Annotated in this window: 15 protein-coding genes and 1 pseudogene; 10 read left to right on the forward strand and 6 right to left on the reverse strand. The window is 67.1% G+C overall.

Annotated elements, in window-relative coordinates; translation table 11 throughout:
- Positions 1 to 29 precede the first annotated feature (29 nt).
- On the forward strand, positions 30 to 431 hold the full coding sequence (locus QFZ61_RS06760; RefSeq protein WP_307034517.1) for a hypothetical protein: 402 nt from the start codon (positions 30 to 32) through the stop codon (positions 429 to 431).
- A 68-nt stretch (positions 432 to 499) separates the two neighbouring features.
- Here the strand turns inward: QFZ61_RS06760 and QFZ61_RS06765 are convergent, their stop codons facing one another.
- Entirely contained in the window at positions 500 to 928 is a 429-nt protein-coding gene (locus tag QFZ61_RS06765; RefSeq protein ID WP_307034519.1) for a hypothetical protein, read from the reverse strand.
- Between the two features lie 14 nt (positions 929 to 942).
- Positions 943 to 1614, reverse strand: coding sequence for a trimeric intracellular cation channel family protein (locus QFZ61_RS06770; protein ID WP_307034521.1), 672 nt, complete (start codon positions 1612 to 1614; stop codon positions 943 to 945).
- Positions 1615 to 1820: 206 nt separating this feature from the next.
- Between QFZ61_RS06770 and QFZ61_RS06775 the strand changes: the two genes are divergently transcribed.
- Positions 1821 to 2987 carry an RtcB family protein gene (locus tag QFZ61_RS06775; protein ID WP_307038042.1) on the forward strand — a complete coding sequence of 389 codons (1167 nt, stop codon included), beginning with the start codon at positions 1821 to 1823 and terminating at the stop codon, positions 2985 to 2987.
- A 224-nt stretch (positions 2988 to 3211) separates the two neighbouring features.
- A complete protein-coding gene (locus QFZ61_RS06780; protein ID WP_307034522.1) occupies positions 3212 to 3508 on the forward strand; it encodes a putative quinol monooxygenase in 297 nt (98 codons plus the stop codon).
- 44 nt (positions 3509 to 3552) lie between these two features.
- Here the strand turns inward: QFZ61_RS06780 and QFZ61_RS06785 are convergent, their stop codons facing one another.
- Positions 3553 to 4122: a cupin domain-containing protein gene (locus QFZ61_RS06785; protein WP_307034524.1), complete on the reverse strand. Its 570-nt coding sequence runs from the start codon at positions 4120 to 4122 to the stop codon at positions 3553 to 3555.
- Between QFZ61_RS06785 and QFZ61_RS06790 the strand changes: the two genes are divergently transcribed.
- The 3 genes and pseudogenes from QFZ61_RS06790 (at position 4121) to QFZ61_RS06800 (ending at position 7659) form a co-directional block, all read left to right on the forward strand.
- Complete coding sequence (locus QFZ61_RS06790; protein ID WP_307034526.1) at positions 4121 to 4732, forward strand: TetR/AcrR family transcriptional regulator; 612 nt, start codon at positions 4121 to 4123, stop codon at positions 4730 to 4732. The two genes, QFZ61_RS06785 and QFZ61_RS06790, sit on opposite strands and share 2 nt — an antisense overlap.
- Before the next feature lie 313 nt (positions 4733 to 5045).
- Positions 5046 to 6497, forward strand: a complete 1452-nt coding sequence (locus QFZ61_RS06795; RefSeq protein ID WP_307034529.1) for an FAD-dependent oxidoreductase — start codon at positions 5046 to 5048, stop codon at positions 6495 to 6497.
- A 171-nt stretch (positions 6498 to 6668) separates the two neighbouring features.
- Positions 6669 to 7659 (forward strand): annotated as a pseudogene (locus QFZ61_RS06800) (DNA topoisomerase IB).
- Positions 7660 to 7673: 14 nt separating this feature from the next.
- Here QFZ61_RS06800 and QFZ61_RS06805 read toward each other — a convergent pair.
- Positions 7674 to 8255, reverse strand: coding sequence for a hypothetical protein (locus QFZ61_RS06805; protein WP_307034531.1), 582 nt, complete (start codon positions 8253 to 8255; stop codon positions 7674 to 7676).
- A 189-nt stretch (positions 8256 to 8444) separates the two neighbouring features.
- Positions 8445 to 9314, reverse strand: coding sequence for a DUF1206 domain-containing protein (locus tag QFZ61_RS06810; protein ID WP_307034533.1), 870 nt, complete (start codon positions 9312 to 9314; stop codon positions 8445 to 8447).
- A gap of 161 nt (positions 9315 to 9475) precedes the next feature.
- Between QFZ61_RS06810 and QFZ61_RS06815 the strand changes: the two genes are divergently transcribed.
- Complete coding sequence (locus QFZ61_RS06815) at positions 9476 to 10015, forward strand: hypothetical protein (RefSeq protein ID WP_307034535.1); 540 nt, start codon at positions 9476 to 9478, stop codon at positions 10013 to 10015.
- A gap of 120 nt (positions 10016 to 10135) precedes the next feature.
- Here the strand turns inward: QFZ61_RS06815 and QFZ61_RS06820 are convergent, their stop codons facing one another.
- Positions 10136 to 11578: a PucR family transcriptional regulator gene (locus tag QFZ61_RS06820; RefSeq protein WP_307034537.1), complete on the reverse strand. Its 1443-nt coding sequence runs from the start codon at positions 11576 to 11578 to the stop codon at positions 10136 to 10138.
- Between the two features lie 174 nt (positions 11579 to 11752).
- On the opposite strand from QFZ61_RS06820, the gene QFZ61_RS06825 reads away from it, so the two are divergent.
- The 3 genes from QFZ61_RS06825 (at position 11753) to QFZ61_RS06835 (ending at position 15695) form a co-directional block, all read left to right on the forward strand.
- On the forward strand, positions 11753 to 13183 hold the full coding sequence (locus tag QFZ61_RS06825) for an aminobutyraldehyde dehydrogenase (protein WP_307034539.1): 1431 nt from the start codon (positions 11753 to 11755) through the stop codon (positions 13181 to 13183).
- Positions 13184 to 13213: 30 nt separating this feature from the next.
- The gene (gene gabT, locus QFZ61_RS06830; RefSeq protein WP_307034541.1) at positions 13214 to 14569 is read left to right on the forward strand and encodes a 4-aminobutyrate--2-oxoglutarate transaminase; all 1356 of its coding nucleotides are present in this window, start codon (positions 13214 to 13216) and stop codon (positions 14567 to 14569) included.
- 253 nt (positions 14570 to 14822) lie between these two features.
- Complete coding sequence (locus QFZ61_RS06835) at positions 14823 to 15695, forward strand: universal stress protein (RefSeq protein ID WP_307034543.1); 873 nt, start codon at positions 14823 to 14825, stop codon at positions 15693 to 15695.
- Position 15696: the final 1 nt, after the last annotated feature.

Below are 15696 nucleotides of genomic sequence, written 5' to 3' on the forward strand. Positions count from 1 at the left end.
GAAGAGCTGATCATCAGAAAGGCGTGACCATGAGTGAAGAGAACCTTCCGGACGAAGAACTTGAGGTTGTCCAGGACGACGACACCCTGCTGGACCAGACCCCGGGCGGCGCGTCGTCCCTGGAGCTGGACCCGGTTTTTGGGAAGCCGGACAGCTATCCGGGGGCCGCTGAAAACAACCCGGACCGGTGGCAGGAGGATCCGCTGCTGCAGGAGGAAGCCGTTTCGGGAGAGGAAGAGGACTTCCTCAGCGAACAGACCCTGCGGGATGAAACGCAGGCAACGACGGCGGTGCCCACCATCGGTGAGGCGGCCGCCGACGTCGACTTCGGCGAAATGCCTCCGGGCGAGGAAGCGGACGCCAGCGATGACCCCTCGAACTTCGGCGGGGCTCCGCTCAGCCAGTTCGACCCCGACGATCTCGAAGACTGACTTTAGCGGGTGCTGCCGTGCCGGAGCGGATGCCCGCTCCGGCACGGCAGCAGTAGAACCGGGGCTCTTTAGTCCTCGTCCTCGTCGTTGAAAGCCCACTCGAACATGTCGAAGACGAACTCCGAGAAGGTGCCTTCCTCGCTCTTCCACTGGCCGCGGGCGTTGTTCCGGCGGTACACGATGGGATCGGGGATGCTGAGGTCGCCCACCCGGAAGCCCCAGGTGAACTGCTCCTCCTCGTCCTCGAGGAACATCAGGAAGCCTTCGTCGTCGACTTCAAGCTCCTCCGGGTCCCAGAAGTAGTGGTAGGCCTCCATGAGGTCCTCGCAGCCACCGAGGGCCAGGTAGAACTCCCGCAGGACCAACGGGATCTGGAACTGGTGCTCGGCGAGGGCCTCATCCAGGTCGCCGGCCGGGAGCCCGTCCTCTTCCTGCCATTCGTCTTCGAGATACTTCGGAACAAGCGCGCGGAACTTCTCGAGGAACATGTCAGTCATGGGTCTTATCCTAGCTAATCCTTGGGTCCGCTTTCGGCGCTGCCTAGGCCCAGGCGGTGCCAGCCGCGGACGGCCAGCGGCACCTGCCAGTGGCGCCGCCAGGCTGTGACCCGGAAGGCGAAAACCAGGGCCGCCACAGCACTGGCGGTGAACGCGTTGAACGCCCCCGTAACGGACAGTGCCACCGTCAGCACGGCCCCGGCAAACGCCGGCAGGGCGTAAAGGTCCTTGGGGTCGAAAAGCTGCGGCACCTCGTTGGCGGTGACGTCGCGGAGCAGTCCGCCGCCCACCGCCGTCGTCACACCCAGGAGCAGCGCGGCCACCGGATGCATGCCCGCGGCAAGGGCCTTCAGGCTGCCGGTGATGCAGAACAGGGCCAGGCCGCCGGCGTCGAACAGGACCAGCAGCGAGGTGAAGCGCTGGACACTGGAGAACAGGAAGTACACCAGTACCGCGGCCAGCAGCGGGGGAGCGAGGTACGCCGGGTTGGTGAAGGCGGCCGGCGGGCCTGAGTTGATGATGATGTCGCGGATGACGCCGCCGCCCAGGCTTACCAGTGAGGCCAGCAGCAGGGAACCGACGATGTCGAACTGCTTCCGTGCCGCGAGCAGCGAACCGGACACCGCGAAGAAGAAGACGCCGGCCAGATCCAGCCAGACCAGAACGAGGCTGAGGGAGAAGGTCATGGGCGTTCCGGTCCGTAGCAGGGGAGGGATGGGGCGGAACCAAGGTTACGCTAAGCGCTGCCAGCGTCCCGTGTTCCAGCAACGGGGGTCACTTACAGCCCGTGGCAACCGCTCTGCGGGACCAAACGACGCGGCCGGCGGCAGTCGCCGTCGTCCTTGCCACCGGGGCCACCGGCCGACGATCATCGTTCCGGGAGGTCGGATCCATGGAAGTCATCAACAGCCGGCTCATGAACTGGGCATCCATCCTGGATGACGAGACGCGCCGGCAGGCGCTGGCCACGGCCGCGCTGCCCATCATCTACCCGCACCTTGCGCTGATGCCGGACGCCCATCTGGGCAAGGGGGCCACGGTGGGATCGGTGATCCCCACGGTGGGCGCAATCATCCCGGCGGCCGTGGGCGTGGACATTGGCTGCGGCATGATCGCCGTGCGCACCCAGTATCTTCTCAAGGACCTGCCCAAGGGCCTGAAACGGCTGCGGGAGGGCATCGAGCGTGCCGTTCCCTTATCCGCCGGCCACGCCAACCGCCGGGTCCTGGCCACCGCCGTTCCCCGACTAGCCGAGCTGCGGACCATGGCGGCCAGGGCGGGTTTTGACCCCGGGCAGTATGCGCCGAAGTGGGAGCTTCAGCTCGGATCGCTGGGCTCGGGCAACCACTTCATTGAGGTTTGCGCGGACGAGGACGCCGCGGTGTGGCTGTTCCTGCACTCGGGTTCCCGCGGGGTGGGGAACAAGATCGCGCAGCGCCACATTGCCGTTGCGCGCGACCTGGCCCTGCACCGGAAGATGGTCCTGCCAGACCGGGACCTGGCCTACCTGGAGGAAGGGACCCCCGAATTCCAGCGCTACATCCGGGAGCTCCGCTGGGCCCAGCATTTCGCCCTCTTGAACCGTGAAGAAATGATGGACCGGGTGGTGGAGCAGTTCGAGGCCTGGGTGGGCGGCACCGTGCGGGAGCTGGAACGGATCAACTGCCATCACAACTTCACCGCGCAGGAAACGCACTACGGCAAGTCCGTGTGGGTCTCACGCAAGGGCGCCATCAGGGCCCGGGCCGGGGAGCTTGGTTTGATTCCCGGCTCCATGGGCACGGCGTCCTATGTCGTCGTCGGGCTGGGAAACCGCGCGTCGCTGAATTCGTCGCCGCACGGTGCCGGCAGGGAGTACTCCCGAACCGCCGCCCGGAAGAGGTTCTCGCTCGCCCAGCTGAAGGCCGCCATGGAAGGCATTGAATTTCGGGCGCGGGAGGCCTTCATCGATGAGATCCCCGCGGCATACAAGCCCATCGACCAGGTAATGAGGGATTCGGCGGACCTGGTCAGGGTCCGGCACAAGCTCCGGCAGTTGGTCAACGTTAAGGGCGACTAAGCCCCGCTGTCGGCGGAGGCGTGGCCGGCGCTGGTGCTGGCGCTGGATCACCCCACCGCGGCCGCCGCGCCCCCAGCAGCGCGGGGTCACTTCCGGCCGGTTAAGCGGGGGTTTATGGGCCGTAAATGGCCCCGCCTTGCTGTTGTCTGCGGGGGTGCGCAGGCCTACACTCACGGCTACAGGCCGGTAGGCGGCCCATCCATCCCCTTTCCAAGGAGGCAGCCATGGCGCCAAAATTTGGAGTGCTGGCACTGGTCGAAGCCAAAGCAGGACACGAGCAGGAGGTCTGGGACTTCCTCGACGGCGGCCGCGAAATCGTGCTCGGCGAACCCGGCACCCGGACCTGGTATGCCTTCCGGGTCAGCGAAGGCACTTTCGGCATTTTCGACACCTTCGACACCGAAGAGGACCGGCAGGCCCATCTCAACGGCGCCATCCCTGCCGCTCTCGGCCAACATGGGCCGGCGCTACTCGCCAAAGATCCCGACATCAAACTGGTCGAGGTCATTGCTGCCAAGTAAGGGCTGCGACTGCCGGCACCCCGCTGCCCCGGCTGTAACGGTCCCTAGTCGAACGGCGGGGGTCCCACGATCTCGATGCCGCCGTTCACGCGGCCGGACTCGCGAATCCGGGCAAAGTCCACCAGCCGCGCACCATCATCGCCAGCGCCAAGGGGATCGCTCGCGCCGAAATAGAAGGCCTGCGCGCCGCCGGGAGTGTGCAGGCACAGCATCCGGGTGCCCTCCTGCAGCACCTTGAACGCGTGGGGAACGCCGCGGGGGGCGATGGCCAATCCGCCCGCGGCGAGGCGGTGCTCGGCACCGTCCATGTTCAGCAGGATCTCGCCGGCCAGGACGTACAGCGTTTCCTCGGAGCGGGGATGGGTGTGCATGGGGGTAACCTTGTCCCGCGCCATTTCGTCTTCAAAGAGGAGGAATGATCCTCCTGTATCTTCCTCGGTGGCTTTCCAGGTCTGCACCCCGCCGCCGTAAAACCAGCGGGCTGGGTCCTTCGCCCGGTTGCCGGACAATTGCGGATATAGCGTTTCTCGTCTCCATGATGGTCGCCTCGATGCCTGCCAGTCTTGTTGTGGGACTGCTGTCCCATAACAAGACTGGTGTACCATAAAGCCCATGTCGAGACCCTACGTGGAGGCCGGGCGCACAGGCCAGAAGCGACGGACGTTGGACGCGCTGGTTGCCGCCGCCCGCCAGCTCGTTGCGGCAGGCACCTCGCCGACTGTGGACGAGGCCGCGCTCGCCGCAGGAGTGGCACGGAGCACCGCCTACCGGTACTTCCCTGGACAGCGGGAGCTGCTGGCAGCCGCCCACCCCGAAACCGGGCGCGCGTCGATGCTGCCCGACGATCCCCCTGAGGATGTGGGGGCGCGGCTGGATGCCGTCGTGGTTGAGTTCACCAAAATGATCGTCGAAACCGAGGCGCAGCAACGGACCATGCTGCGGCTCTCCCTGGAGCTCCCCGACGGCGAAGAGCGCAGTCTGCCGCTCCGGCAGGGCCGGGCCATCGCCTGGATCGCCGAGGCGCTGGCTCCGCTGCAGAAGCAGATGTCGGAGAAGGAAATCCACCGGCTGGTGCTGGCGATCCGGAGCGCCATAGGCATCGAATCCCTGGTCTGGCTGACCGATGTGGGCGGCTTGAGCAGGGACGCGGCCGTCGCCTCCATGCGTTGGAGTGCCGGCGCGCTGCTCAGCCAAGCCCTGTCGGTCGGGGTGTCGAAAAGCTGACCCGGCAAGCCCCCTGGGACCGGAGCGCTCCGACTGACCGCCCACGCCGCCGTCGTGATCCTGCTCACGGACGTGGGCCTGTTGCCCGGCATCGTAGATAATGGATAGTTGTGAACCGGCGGCTGACCGTCGGAACGCTGGGAATCATGGCGCACCGGCCGGAGTCGGCGGGCGTCGCGGTCCCTGTCCTGATCAGGACTGGCGACGCGGCGCGCTTAGCCCGTCACCGCCGTCGTACATCAAAACCGCGGACCTCCGCCCGCAAGTTTCGCCCGCACCACCCAACTGGGAACGACCCCGAAGGAACACAGCCGTGTCAACGAACACCCCCGTAGGAACCGCCGCACGCCCGCTGCGCGTCGCCGTCGTCGGCTCCGGCCCCGCCGGCGTCTACGCGGCGGACCTCCTGACCAAGAGCGAGGCCGTCAAGAGCGGCGAGCTCACCGTCAGCATCGACCTCTTCGACCGCTACCCGGCACCCTACGGCCTGATCCGTTACGGCGTGGCCCCGGACCACCCGCGGATCAAGGGCATCGTCAACGCCCTGCACAAGGTCCTCGACCGCGGCGACATCCGCTTCTTCGGCAACGTCGACTACGGCACGGACCTCACCCTTGAGGACCTCCGGACCCACTACGATGCCGTCATCTTCGCCACCGGTGCCATCAAGGACGCCGACCTGAACATCCCCGGCATCGAACTCGAGGGCTCCTTCGGCGGCGCCGACTTCGTCTCCTGGTACGACGGCCACCCGGATGTGCCGCGCGACTGGCCGCTGGATGCCAAGGAGGTCGCCGTGATCGGCAACGGCAACGTCGCCCTGGACGTGGCCCGGATGCTCTCCAAGCACGCCGATGACCTCCTGGTCTCCGAGATCCCGGACAACGTCTACGCCGGCCTGAAAGCGTCGCCGGCCACTGACGTGCACGTCTTCGGCCGCCGCGGACCGGCGCAGGTGAAGTTCACCCCGCTGGAACTGCGCGAGCTCTCCCACTCCAGGGACGTCGACATCATCCTCTACCCCGAGGACTTCGAGTTCGATGCCGAATCCGACCGGCAGGTCCAGAGCAACAACCAGACCAAGACCATGGTGGGCACCCTCACCAACTGGATCGCCGAACAGCCCGAGGACCCCGCCGAGTTCACGGCCTCGCGCCGGCTGCACCTGCACTTCCTGCACAGCCCGGTAGAGGTCTACGACGACGCCGAGCGCCCCGGCCACGTTGCGGGCATCAAGTTTGAGCGCACTGAGCTGGACGGTACCGGCAATGCCCGCGGCACCGGCGAGTACGTCGACTACCCGGTGCAGGCCGTCTACCGGGCCATCGGCTACTTCGGCTCGTCCCTACCGGAGGTCGAATTCGACCATGCCAAGGGTGTCGTCCCCAACGACGGCGGCCGGGTCCTGGATGCTGCAGGCACCCACGTGCCGGGCCTGTACGCTACTGGCTGGATCAAGCGAGGACCTGTGGGGCTGATCGGCCACACCAAGGGCGATGCGCTGGAAACCGTCACCTACCTGCTGGAGGACCGCGCCAGCCTGCCGCTCGCCGCGGCGCCGGCGCCGGAGGCAATCGTCGGCCTGCTGGACAGCCGCGGCGTCCGGTACACCAGCTGGGAAGGCTGGCTGGCCCTAGACACGCACGAACGCTCCCTCGGAGAGAAGGCCAGCGCCGGAGCAGATATCCAGCGTGAACGCATCAAGGTGGTTCCGCGCGAGGACATGGTGGACATTTCCCGCGGCGGAGTGGCTGCGGAGGTCTAACCGCTCAAAGCAACAGCACCGCCGGTCACCCCGCGCACCAATCCCGGCCGCGGTTGGGCGTGGGTGTAACCCGCGTTGTGTCTGAGGGACGCAATTCCGGCGGGTAGTCAGTAGGCTTAGCTTTATGGATGAGCAGCCCACACCACACGCCTCCGCGCCGGGACCCCGTCGATGAGGCTCCGTCACAGCAACGCCTCCGGCCGTGGTTACCGCCGGGTCGCGGCCGGGACCGGGTTCAGCTACAAGGACCTGGACGGTTCCACCCTGCCGGCCGGTCCGGTTCGTGACCGGCTGGAGGCCATCGGGATTCCCCCGGCCTGGACGGACGTCTGGATTGCACCGTTTGAGAACGGGCACATCCAGGCCACCGGAGTGGACGGGGTCGGCCGGCGCCAGTACATCTACCATCCCGGCTGGCGCGAGCGGAAAGACCGGGTGAAGTTCAACCGCTCGCTGCAGCTTGCCGAGACCCTCCCGAGCGCACGCCGCCGGGGTCACCATGGACTTGCGCTCGGACGGGCTTGCCCGGGAACGGGTACTGGCGGCCGCGTTTCGGATGCTGGACAGCGGGTCGCTACGCGTCGGCTCGGAGAGGTACACCAACGAGAACGGCAGCCACGGCCTGGCCACCCTGCTGTGCGCCCACGTCAAGGTGAGCAAGAACGAACTGCGCCTCAGCTTCCCCGCTAAGAGCGGCAAGACCTGGGATTCCAGGATCGACGACGCCGACCTGGCCGCCGTCGTCCGCTCGCTCAAGCGCCGCGGCGGCAATGCCCGGCTGCTCGCCTACAAGAACGGGCGCAGCTGGCACCCGGTCACCAGCGCCGAGATCAATGACTACGTCAAAGAGCGCACCGGCGGGGACTTCACCGCCAAAGACTTCCGGACCCTCCGGGGGACCGTCGCGGCGGCCGTGAGCCTGGCCAAGAGCGGCCCGCAGCCGAAGGTCTCCGCCCGGAAACGCGCGGTGAGCCGGGCCATGGTCGACGCCGCCGCGGTGCTGGGAAACACGCCCTCGATCGCCCGGAAGAGTTACGTGGACCCGCGGCTGCTGGATCACTACGCGGCGGGCGAGACCATCGACCCGAAGCGGCTGGACTCGGCCGAATCGGAGGTCCGGGCGCTGCTCTACCAGCAGGGCGACGTCGTCCCGCTGGCGTGACCTGGCGCCGGGGTCTAGAACTCGGCGTTGATGAAGCCGATGATGATTGCGGTCCACCAGCAGGCCTGCGAGATACCCAGGCACGCCAGCAGGTGGACCCGCTGCCCGACGCTGAGCACGCCGAACCCGGAGTTCGGCGCGAGGTGGGCCAGCCTGCGCATGAGCGGGATCAGCATGATGCCATTCAGGCTGAGCACCAGGACGGCCGCCAGCTTGACGTCCGTCATCGGGTTGTAAAGGTGTGGATTGAGGAACACCCCGGTGGCCAGCATTCCGGCCAGGCCGCCCCAGATCAGGGGAGTGGCGGCGCCGTCCAGCCTGATGATTTCGGCCAGGGTGCGCCGGCCGATGAGCCACAGGAACCCGTGCCAGTCGACCAGGACGATCGCGCCGAAGGCCACCACAAGGGACAGGACATGCAGGACGACAGCGATGTAGTACGCCGAACCGCCGACGTGGACCACGGTCGACGTCGCAACCGAGAGCAGCCATGCCGCAGCGGCGGCCGCGGACAGGGCAATCACCAGGCGCCGTGTGGACCGTTCCGATTCCCGGTGCCGCCTGATCGTGCGCCTGCTGACTGGGACATAGCTCATTGCCTACCTCGTAGAACCTTCCGGGGCGAGGACAGGGCCGGCTCTGCTGGCTGTCCCCACGCGGCCCTTCTGGTCTTCGGCGATGATCCAAGCCTTGATGGCACCGGAACAGCGGAAAGGAAGCAGTTCCGGGGCTTCCTAAAACGATAGCCCCGGGCGCCGTCCGGCTACAAGGACGGACAGGCGACCCTACATCCGTCCGAAGCGGGCGCGGACGAGTGCAAACGCCCCGTAGGCGATAAACCCCGCGCCGATGGCGAGGAGTACGTACGGCCCGAACGGGTGGTCCCGCAATGCCTTGAGGCTGCCGTCCAAGCCGGTGGAGGAGTCGGGGTCGTTCGTTGCCGCGGCCACCACGAAGAGCAGCCCGGTCAGGATGAGGGCGAGACCCTTAGCGATGTGGCCGGCCACGCCCAAGCCGCTGATGAGATGCCCCCGGTGGGTGCCCTCGAAGTGCCGCAACTCCTCCTTGAACTTCTTGCCCAGCCCCTTCACGATGAAGTACACGCCAATCCCGGCCACTGTCAGCCCCAGACCGATCAGCAACGGAGCGCCCAGCGGCCGGTTCAGCAGGTCCTGGCTGAAAGCTGCAGTGGAATCGCCTGAGTCACTCCGGACGCCCAGCGCAAAATTGGCAAAGGTCAACCCGACGCTGCCGTACGCAATGGCCAGAAAGCCCGACGAAACAAGCTTGCTCAGGCGCTCGCCCCGGGGCAGGTGGCGGGCGCGCAGAGTAGCTTCGCTCAGTTGCCAGAGGGCCAGCCCCGCGCAGCCGATAAAGCCGGACCACATCACCGCCGGGCCCCACGGGTTGGCAGCCAGTTGCGCAATCGCTCCGGTGGGTTCGGCCTCGCCCGATGCGCCAAGGACCAGTGCGACGGCGATCGCCCCGATCACAACGTGGAGCAGCGCCATCACCGCGAAACCCCAACGTGCCACGACGTCGAGCACCCGGCTGTTGGAGGCGGCCTCTGCTGCGTCGGCCGCCCCGCCGAGCACCGTTTGGGCAGTCACGGACGAGCTGCCCCTGCTGACGTCCCCGCGGGGCTGGTTTTCCATGGCCATGAGTTTACGCGCCCCGCGGGCTGTTTTAGGACGGCGTCAGCGGAGGAAACGGGGACTATGAACTTGTTGGTAAGTGTGCTTACTATATGAGGGGCACGGTGAGGTTTGTTGGTCGTGCCGTACCGGATTCGCAGACAGACGATAGGAAGCTCACCATGGCAGGAAATCTCGTTGCACGATCCATTCACGACTTGACCGCGGCAGCGTGGTTCGGCGGTTCCCTGATGGGCGCCATCGGCCTGAACGGCGCCGCGGCGGAAGCCAAGGAGCCTGCCGAACGCACCCGGCTTTCCAGTCTCGGCTGGAAGAAGTGGGCCCCCTACCAGACGGCGGCCTTCAGCGCCCACATCCTCGCAGGCCTGGCCGTGATCTGGGAAAACAAGGGCCGGATGGCCAAGCAGGAGGGCGTGACCGGGGCAACCATCTACAAGACCGCCGTCACCCTCACGGGCGCCGCCGTGACTCTTTACGCCGGCATGCAGGGCGCCAAGGTGGAGAAGCTGGCCGGCGAAGGCGCCGAGGGTGCCACCGAGCCGAAGCCGGGCAGCTCCGACGAACTGCGCTCTGCTCAGACGCAGCTCAAGATCCTGCAGTGGGCCATCCCGGTGTTCGCCGGGTGGGTTATTGTCCTGGGCGCGCAGCACGGCGAAATGCAGCGGCCGAAGAACGTTTTCGCGGGACTCACCCGCCAGTAAAAACCCTTACTCCCTCAGGAAAACCCGGCGGGGTCACCTCCCGCCTATCCGGACCGCCGGATGGGCGCGAGGTGACCCCGCTTCGCTGTCGTCCGGGCCGGCCGCGGGTGTCCGCGGCTCTCAACGCGGATGGCGGGCGCTGAGCCGCTGGACGGCCAGCGCCAGCCACAACTGCACCCGGTCGGCTGTTTGCGCGGCATCGTAGCCGGTCAGCTCGGTGATCTGCGCGAGCCGGTAGCGGACCGTGTTGCGGTGCAGGGTCAGCTCTTCGGCGACGGCGGCGACCGAGCCGTTGTTGCTCAGGTAGCTCTCGAGCGTGGTCATCAGCTCCGAACCGTGCGCGGCGTCAAACTGGCGCAGCGGGTTCAGCGACTCGTTAGCCATGTCCGCGAGCGGAACGTCCTCGCTGGCCAGCAGCAGCGAGGTCAGGCTCAGCCGCTCGGGTTCGTTCACCGGCAGGCCGTGGCTCGCGGCGTCCCGCGCTTCGAAGTAGCTCCAGCGCAGTCCGTTGGGCTTGGTGTAGGCACCGCCGATGCCGATCGTCGCGTGGATGCCCGCCTCGGCGAAGTGGTCGCTGAGGCTGCGCCCCAGGGCGCTGGCGCCGCTGCCGTCGTCGGGCACCACCGCCACCAGGTCCTTGCCGACGACGGCGGTCACCGCCGTCCGCAGTGGCTGCGGCAGGGAGGAACTCCCCAGCTGCTTGCCGTGCGCTGCCGATTCCGCGAGCAGGACGACGTTCTTGCGGGTGCTGTTGATGCCGATGCCGGCGAGGCGCCGGGTGGCCTCCGTAGTGTCGAGGGTGCCATGGATAACATCCTCAAGCACCTGCCCCGCCAGGGCGCGCTCTGACTGGCGCTGCTTGACCATGTTGTTGAGCTCAACGCTGATCAGGTTCTGGGCGTAGCCGACGATCCCTGAGTCTTCGAACGGGTGCTTCACCCACAGCGTGCAGGCGTCGCGGCGGCCGGTCGGAATCGGGTAGGACGCCCAACCGTCCGCTGTGGGGGAGGGGCTGCCGGCGGCACTGTTGCAGAGCTCCGCCGTGAACTGGGTCAGGACGATCTCGGTGCGAAGCATGGACCCAAGGTGCTTGAGTAGTTCGGCCAGTCCGCCGCCGGTCAGCAGCGCCCGGGCTAGCACCTGGTGGCCGGCGATCAGGCGCTCGAGCTTGGCGTAGTGGTCTGCGGACTGGGCATCGGCCACCAGCTTTCCGATCGCGATGAACGGGGTCTCGAACGGCACTTCCACCACCGGCAGGCCCCAGCGGTTCGCCTCGGCCACCAGCGCCGGCGGCACCGCCTCATGCGTCAGCCCGACGCCGAAGCCGATGCCCACCGCCCCGGCACGCTGGACCTGGCGGACGAATCGGCGCTGTTCCGGGGCGGACTTCAGCCGGATCCCGGTGGTGAGCACGAGTTCGCCGCCGTTGAGGAAACGTTGCGGATCCTCCTGCTCCGTCACCGCGACCCAGTGGATGTCCTGGTGCCAGGTGGTTTCTGCGAGGCCCGATTTCCTGAGTTTGAGGGACGGAACTCCCAGCAGCGCGGACAGTGAAATTGCCATGGAATCAGGATAACCGCGGGCTGGGCAGGCGCACTAAAGGAGGCCGGAGGGGGTGTGCAGCTGACTATTCCCTGCGGTGTGCGCCTGGCATAGGCTCGGAGCAATCGCAGGTCCTTAATCCCCGCCTCGCCAAGATCCCGCTGACCGAGGCCAGCACGAAAGAGGTTGTACACCGTGGTTCAAACCTTGCAGAACTTCATCAATGGTGAGTTTGTCACCCCCGTCGGCACCGACCTGCTGGACATCGTCAACCCGACCAACGGTGAGGTCGTGGCCAAGGCGCCCGTCTCCGTCCAGGCCGACGTGGACGCCGCCATGGCCGCCGCAAAGGATGCCTTCGCCAGCTGGAAGCACGTCACCCCTGGCCAGCGCCAGCTCATGCTGCTCAAGCTCGCCGACGCCGTCGAAGCCAACAGCGACGAACTCGTCGAGGCCCAGCACCGCAACACCGGCCAGGTCCGCTCCCTGATCGCCGCGGAGGAAGTGGCGGCGGGCGCAGACCAGTTGCGGTTCTTCGCCGGAGCCGCCCGCATCCTGGAAGGCAAATCTGCCGGCGAGTACTTCGAGGGGCACACCTCCTTCGTGCGCCGCGAACCGATCGGCGTCGTCGCGCAGGTCGCTCCTTGGAATTACCCGTTCCTGATGGCGATCTGGAAGATCGGCCCCGCCCTTGCGGCAGGCAACACGGTGGTGCTCAAACCCTCAGACACCACCCCCGAATCCACCCTTGTCCTGGCCCGCCTCGCCGGCGACATCCTCCCGGCCGGGGTGCTCAACGTGATCTTGGGGACCGGCGAGACCGGGGCTTTGATGGTGGAACACAAGGTGCCGGGACTGGTTTCCATCACCGGATCCGTCCGGGCCGGCATTGCCGTCGCCTCTGGTGCCGCCAAGGGCCTCAAACGCGCGCACCTGGAGCTCGGCGGCAAAGCCCCGGCGATCGTCTTCAAGGACGCGGACATCAAGAAGAGCGCAGCGGCCATCGCCGAGTTCGCGTTCTTCAACGCCGGCCAGGACTGCACCGCAATCGCCCGAGTGCTGGTCGAGGACGCCGCCTACGAGGACCTGCTGGATGCCCTGGTGGAGCACACCAAGACCCTGCGTACCGGTTCCCAGAACGACGAAGACAACTACTTCGGGCCGCTGAACAACGTCAACCACTTCAACGCCGTCAAGACGCTGGTGGAGTCCCTGCCGGCGAACTGCAGGATCGAAACCGGCGGGCACCAGGCCGGGGAGCAGGGCTTCTTCTTTGAGCCCACCATCGTCACCGGCGCCAAACAGACGGATGACATCGTGCAGAAGGAAGCCTTCGGCCCGGTCATCACCGTGCAGAAGTTCAGCACCGAGGCCGAGGCCATCGAACTGGCCAACGACGTCGACTACGCGCTCGCCTCCAGTGTCTGGACCACCGACCACGGCACCGCCATGCGCGTCAGCCGCGACCTGGACTTCGGCGCCGTCTGGATCAACACGCACATCATGCTCACCGCAGAGATGCCCCACGGCGGCTTCAAGCAGTCCGGCTACGGCAAGGACCTCTCGATGTACGGCGTTGAGGACTACACCCGTATCAAGCACGTCATGTCCGCTCTCGACGCTTAGCCGCGCTTCCACGCTTAGAAAGGCCTTCCCATGACCACCACCGCAAACGACATCACCTACCGCCTTGAGCAGAAGCGCCGCGTGCAGGCTGACTTCCCGGGCCCCAAATCGGTCGCCCTGACCGAGCGCCGCAAGGCCGTCGTCGCCTCTGGCGTCGCTTCCAGCGTCCCGGTCTATGTCGCCGACGCCGACGGCGGCATCATCCAGGACGTCGACGGCAACTCCTTCATCGACCTCGGCGCCGGCATCGCCGTGACCAGCGTCGGCGCCTCGGACCCCGCCGTTGTCGGCGCCGTGAAGGAAGCCGTGGAGCACTTCACCCACACCTGCTTCATGGTCACGCCCTACGAGGGCTACGTTGCCGTCGCGGAGCAGCTGAACCGGCTCACCCCGGGCGACCACGAGAAGCGGACGGTGTTGTTCAACTCCGGCGCGGAAGCGGTGGAGAACGCCGTCAAGGTGGCCCGCCTCGCCACCGGCCGCGACGCCGTCGTCGCCTTCGACCACGCTTACCATGGCCGCACCAACCTCACCATGGCCCTGACCGCCAAGGCGATGCCTTACAAAACCAACTTCGGCCCGTTCGCGCCCGAGGTCTACCGGATGCCGATGAGCTACCCGTTCCGCGAGGAAAACCCGGAGATCACCGGGGCCGAGGCTGCCAAACGCGCCATCACCATGATCGAGAAGCAGATCGGCGGCGACTCAGTAGCCGCCATCATCATCGAACCGATCCAGGGCGAGGGCGGCTTCATCGTCCCGGCCGAGGGCTTCCTCCCGGCCCTGGCCGCCTGGGCCAAGGAAAAGGGCATCGTGTTCATCGCCGATGAGGTCCAGTCCGGCTTCTGCCGTACCGGCGAGTGGTTTGCCGTGAACCACGAAGGGGTCATCCCGGACATTGTCACCATGGCCAAGGGCATCGCCGGTGGCATGCCGCTCTCTGCCATCACCGGCCGCGCCGAACTGCTCGACGCCGTCCACCCCGGCGGGCTCGGCGGCACCTACGGCGGCAACCCGGTGGCCTGCGCGGCCGCCCTCGCGGCGATCGGTTCGATGGAGCAGTACGACCTGAACGCACGTGCCCGCCACATCGAGGATCTTGCGCTGGGCAAGCTGCGTGAGCTCGCCGCGGAGACTTCGGTGGTCGGGGACGTCCGCGGGCGCGGCGCGATGCTCGCCGTCGAACTCGTCCAGGCCGGCTCCAAGGAACCCAACCCGGAACTGACTAAGGCCGTGGCCGCCGCCTGCCTGAAGGAAGGCGTCATTATTTTGACCTGCGGCACTTTCGGCAACGTGATCCGGTTGTTGCCGCCGCTGGTCATCAGTGACGCACTGCTGCTGGATGGCCTCGAGGTGCTCGCCGCGGCGGTCCGCGCTAACTCGTAGCCACGCTTCCCACCGGGGCCGGGCCCCGATGCCCCATAGCGAGCCGCGGACCGACTGGTCCGCGGCTCGTCTGCGTCGGGGGCGCATCCTCAGCCGACGCGCGCGCCGCAGGGCCAAAAGTCACCGCAAACCAGTGCAGCGCTGAGTTAGAGTCGTTCTACCACTGCAGGAACGCAGGCCGGCCGACGTCGTCCGGGCCACCACCGGAGAGCGCCGCGCTGGACTCTGCCCGAAACCCATAAGGGGTTCTTAGATGCGATACGTAGTTGGCTACACACCCAACGACCGCGGCGCCGACGCTGTCGCGCTTGCTTCGGCCATGGCCCGCGCCCAAGGCGCCCACCTGGACCTCGTCCATGTCGTGGACCGCAGCACCCCCTACGTCGCACTCAACCCGCAGGGAAACCGGGTCAGCGTCGCGGAACAGGCCGTGCTCACCGCCGAACGGCAGGGTCTTTCGCTGGTTCCGGAGGGCCTGCCGGCGAGGTTCCATGTGCGCCAGGCGGATTCGTTCGCCGCCGGCCTGATCGACGCCGCGCGGGAGTACCGCGCAGGCCTTATCGTCGTGGGCGCCGCCCGGAACGGGCTGTTCAAGCGGTACAGCATCGGCAGCGTGGCCAACGCCCTGCTGCATGCGTCCCCGGTTCCGGTCGCGCTCGCGCCGCGCGGCTACCGCCGCACCGAGCCGGTCAGCCGGCTGACACTCGCCGTCGGCCAGCGCACCGGAGCGGAGGCTGCGATCGACGTCGCGATTGAATCCGCTGAGCGCCGGGGCGTGCCGCTGCGGCTGGTGTCCCTCGTGGAGTTGGATGCTGAAGGCACCAGCGGCGAGAACGTCAACGCCGCGCACGTCCACGCGAACACTGTACTCAGGGCCGCGGCAGCCCGACTGCCGGAAGGGCACCACGTGAGCGTGGAGGTTGCCCATGGCCGGACCATCGAGGAGGCCATCGACGACCTCGACTGGGACGACGCGGAAATTCTGATCGTCGGCTCGTCACGGCTGGCGGAGAAGAACAAGCTGTTCCTCGGAAGTACGGCCAACAAGGTTCTCCGGGCCCTGCCCGTGCCGATGGTCGTCGTTCCGCGCGACTACGTCCGCGTCGACAGCAACCCGGAGGACTAGG

Source organism: Arthrobacter sp. B3I4 (assembly GCF_030816855.1).
Taxonomy (GTDB): Bacteria; Actinomycetota; Actinomycetes; order Actinomycetales; family Micrococcaceae; genus Arthrobacter.

Excerpts from the sequence above, each read along its gene's own strand:
- QFZ61_RS06770 (WP_307034521.1), bottom strand. The coding sequence starts at position 1,614 with ATGACCTTCTCCCTCAGCCTCGTTCTGGTCTGGCTGGATCTGGCCGGC.
- QFZ61_RS06785 (WP_307034524.1), bottom strand. The coding sequence starts at position 4,122 with ATGGGCTTTATGGTACACCAGTCTTGTTATGGGACAGCAGTCCCACAA.
- QFZ61_RS06805 (WP_307034531.1), bottom strand. The coding sequence starts at position 8,255 with ATGAGCTATGTCCCAGTCAGCAGGCGCACGATCAGGCGGCACCGGGAA.
- QFZ61_RS06780 (WP_307034522.1), top strand. The coding sequence starts at position 3,212 with ATGGCGCCAAAATTTGGAGTGCTGGCACTGGTCGAAGCCAAAGCAGGA.
- QFZ61_RS06790 (WP_307034526.1), top strand. The coding sequence starts at position 4,121 with ATGTCGAGACCCTACGTGGAGGCCGGGCGCACAGGCCAGAAGCGACGG.
- QFZ61_RS06820 (WP_307034537.1), bottom strand. The coding sequence starts at position 11,578 with ATGGCAATTTCACTGTCCGCGCTGCTGGGAGTTCCGTCCCTCAAACTC.
- QFZ61_RS06765 (WP_307034519.1), bottom strand. The coding sequence starts at position 928 with ATGACTGACATGTTCCTCGAGAAGTTCCGCGCGCTTGTTCCGAAGTAT.
- gabT (WP_307034541.1), top strand. The coding sequence starts at position 13,214 with ATGACCACCACCGCAAACGACATCACCTACCGCCTTGAGCAGAAGCGC.
- QFZ61_RS06835 (WP_307034543.1), top strand. The coding sequence starts at position 14,823 with ATGCGATACGTAGTTGGCTACACACCCAACGACCGCGGCGCCGACGCT.
- QFZ61_RS06815 (WP_307034535.1), top strand. The coding sequence starts at position 9,476 with ATGGCAGGAAATCTCGTTGCACGATCCATTCACGACTTGACCGCGGCA.
- QFZ61_RS06775 (WP_307038042.1), top strand. The coding sequence starts at position 1,821 with ATGGAAGTCATCAACAGCCGGCTCATGAACTGGGCATCCATCCTGGAT.
- QFZ61_RS06760 (WP_307034517.1), top strand. The coding sequence starts at position 30 with ATGAGTGAAGAGAACCTTCCGGACGAAGAACTTGAGGTTGTCCAGGAC.
- QFZ61_RS06810 (WP_307034533.1), bottom strand. The coding sequence starts at position 9,314 with ATGGAAAACCAGCCCCGCGGGGACGTCAGCAGGGGCAGCTCGTCCGTG.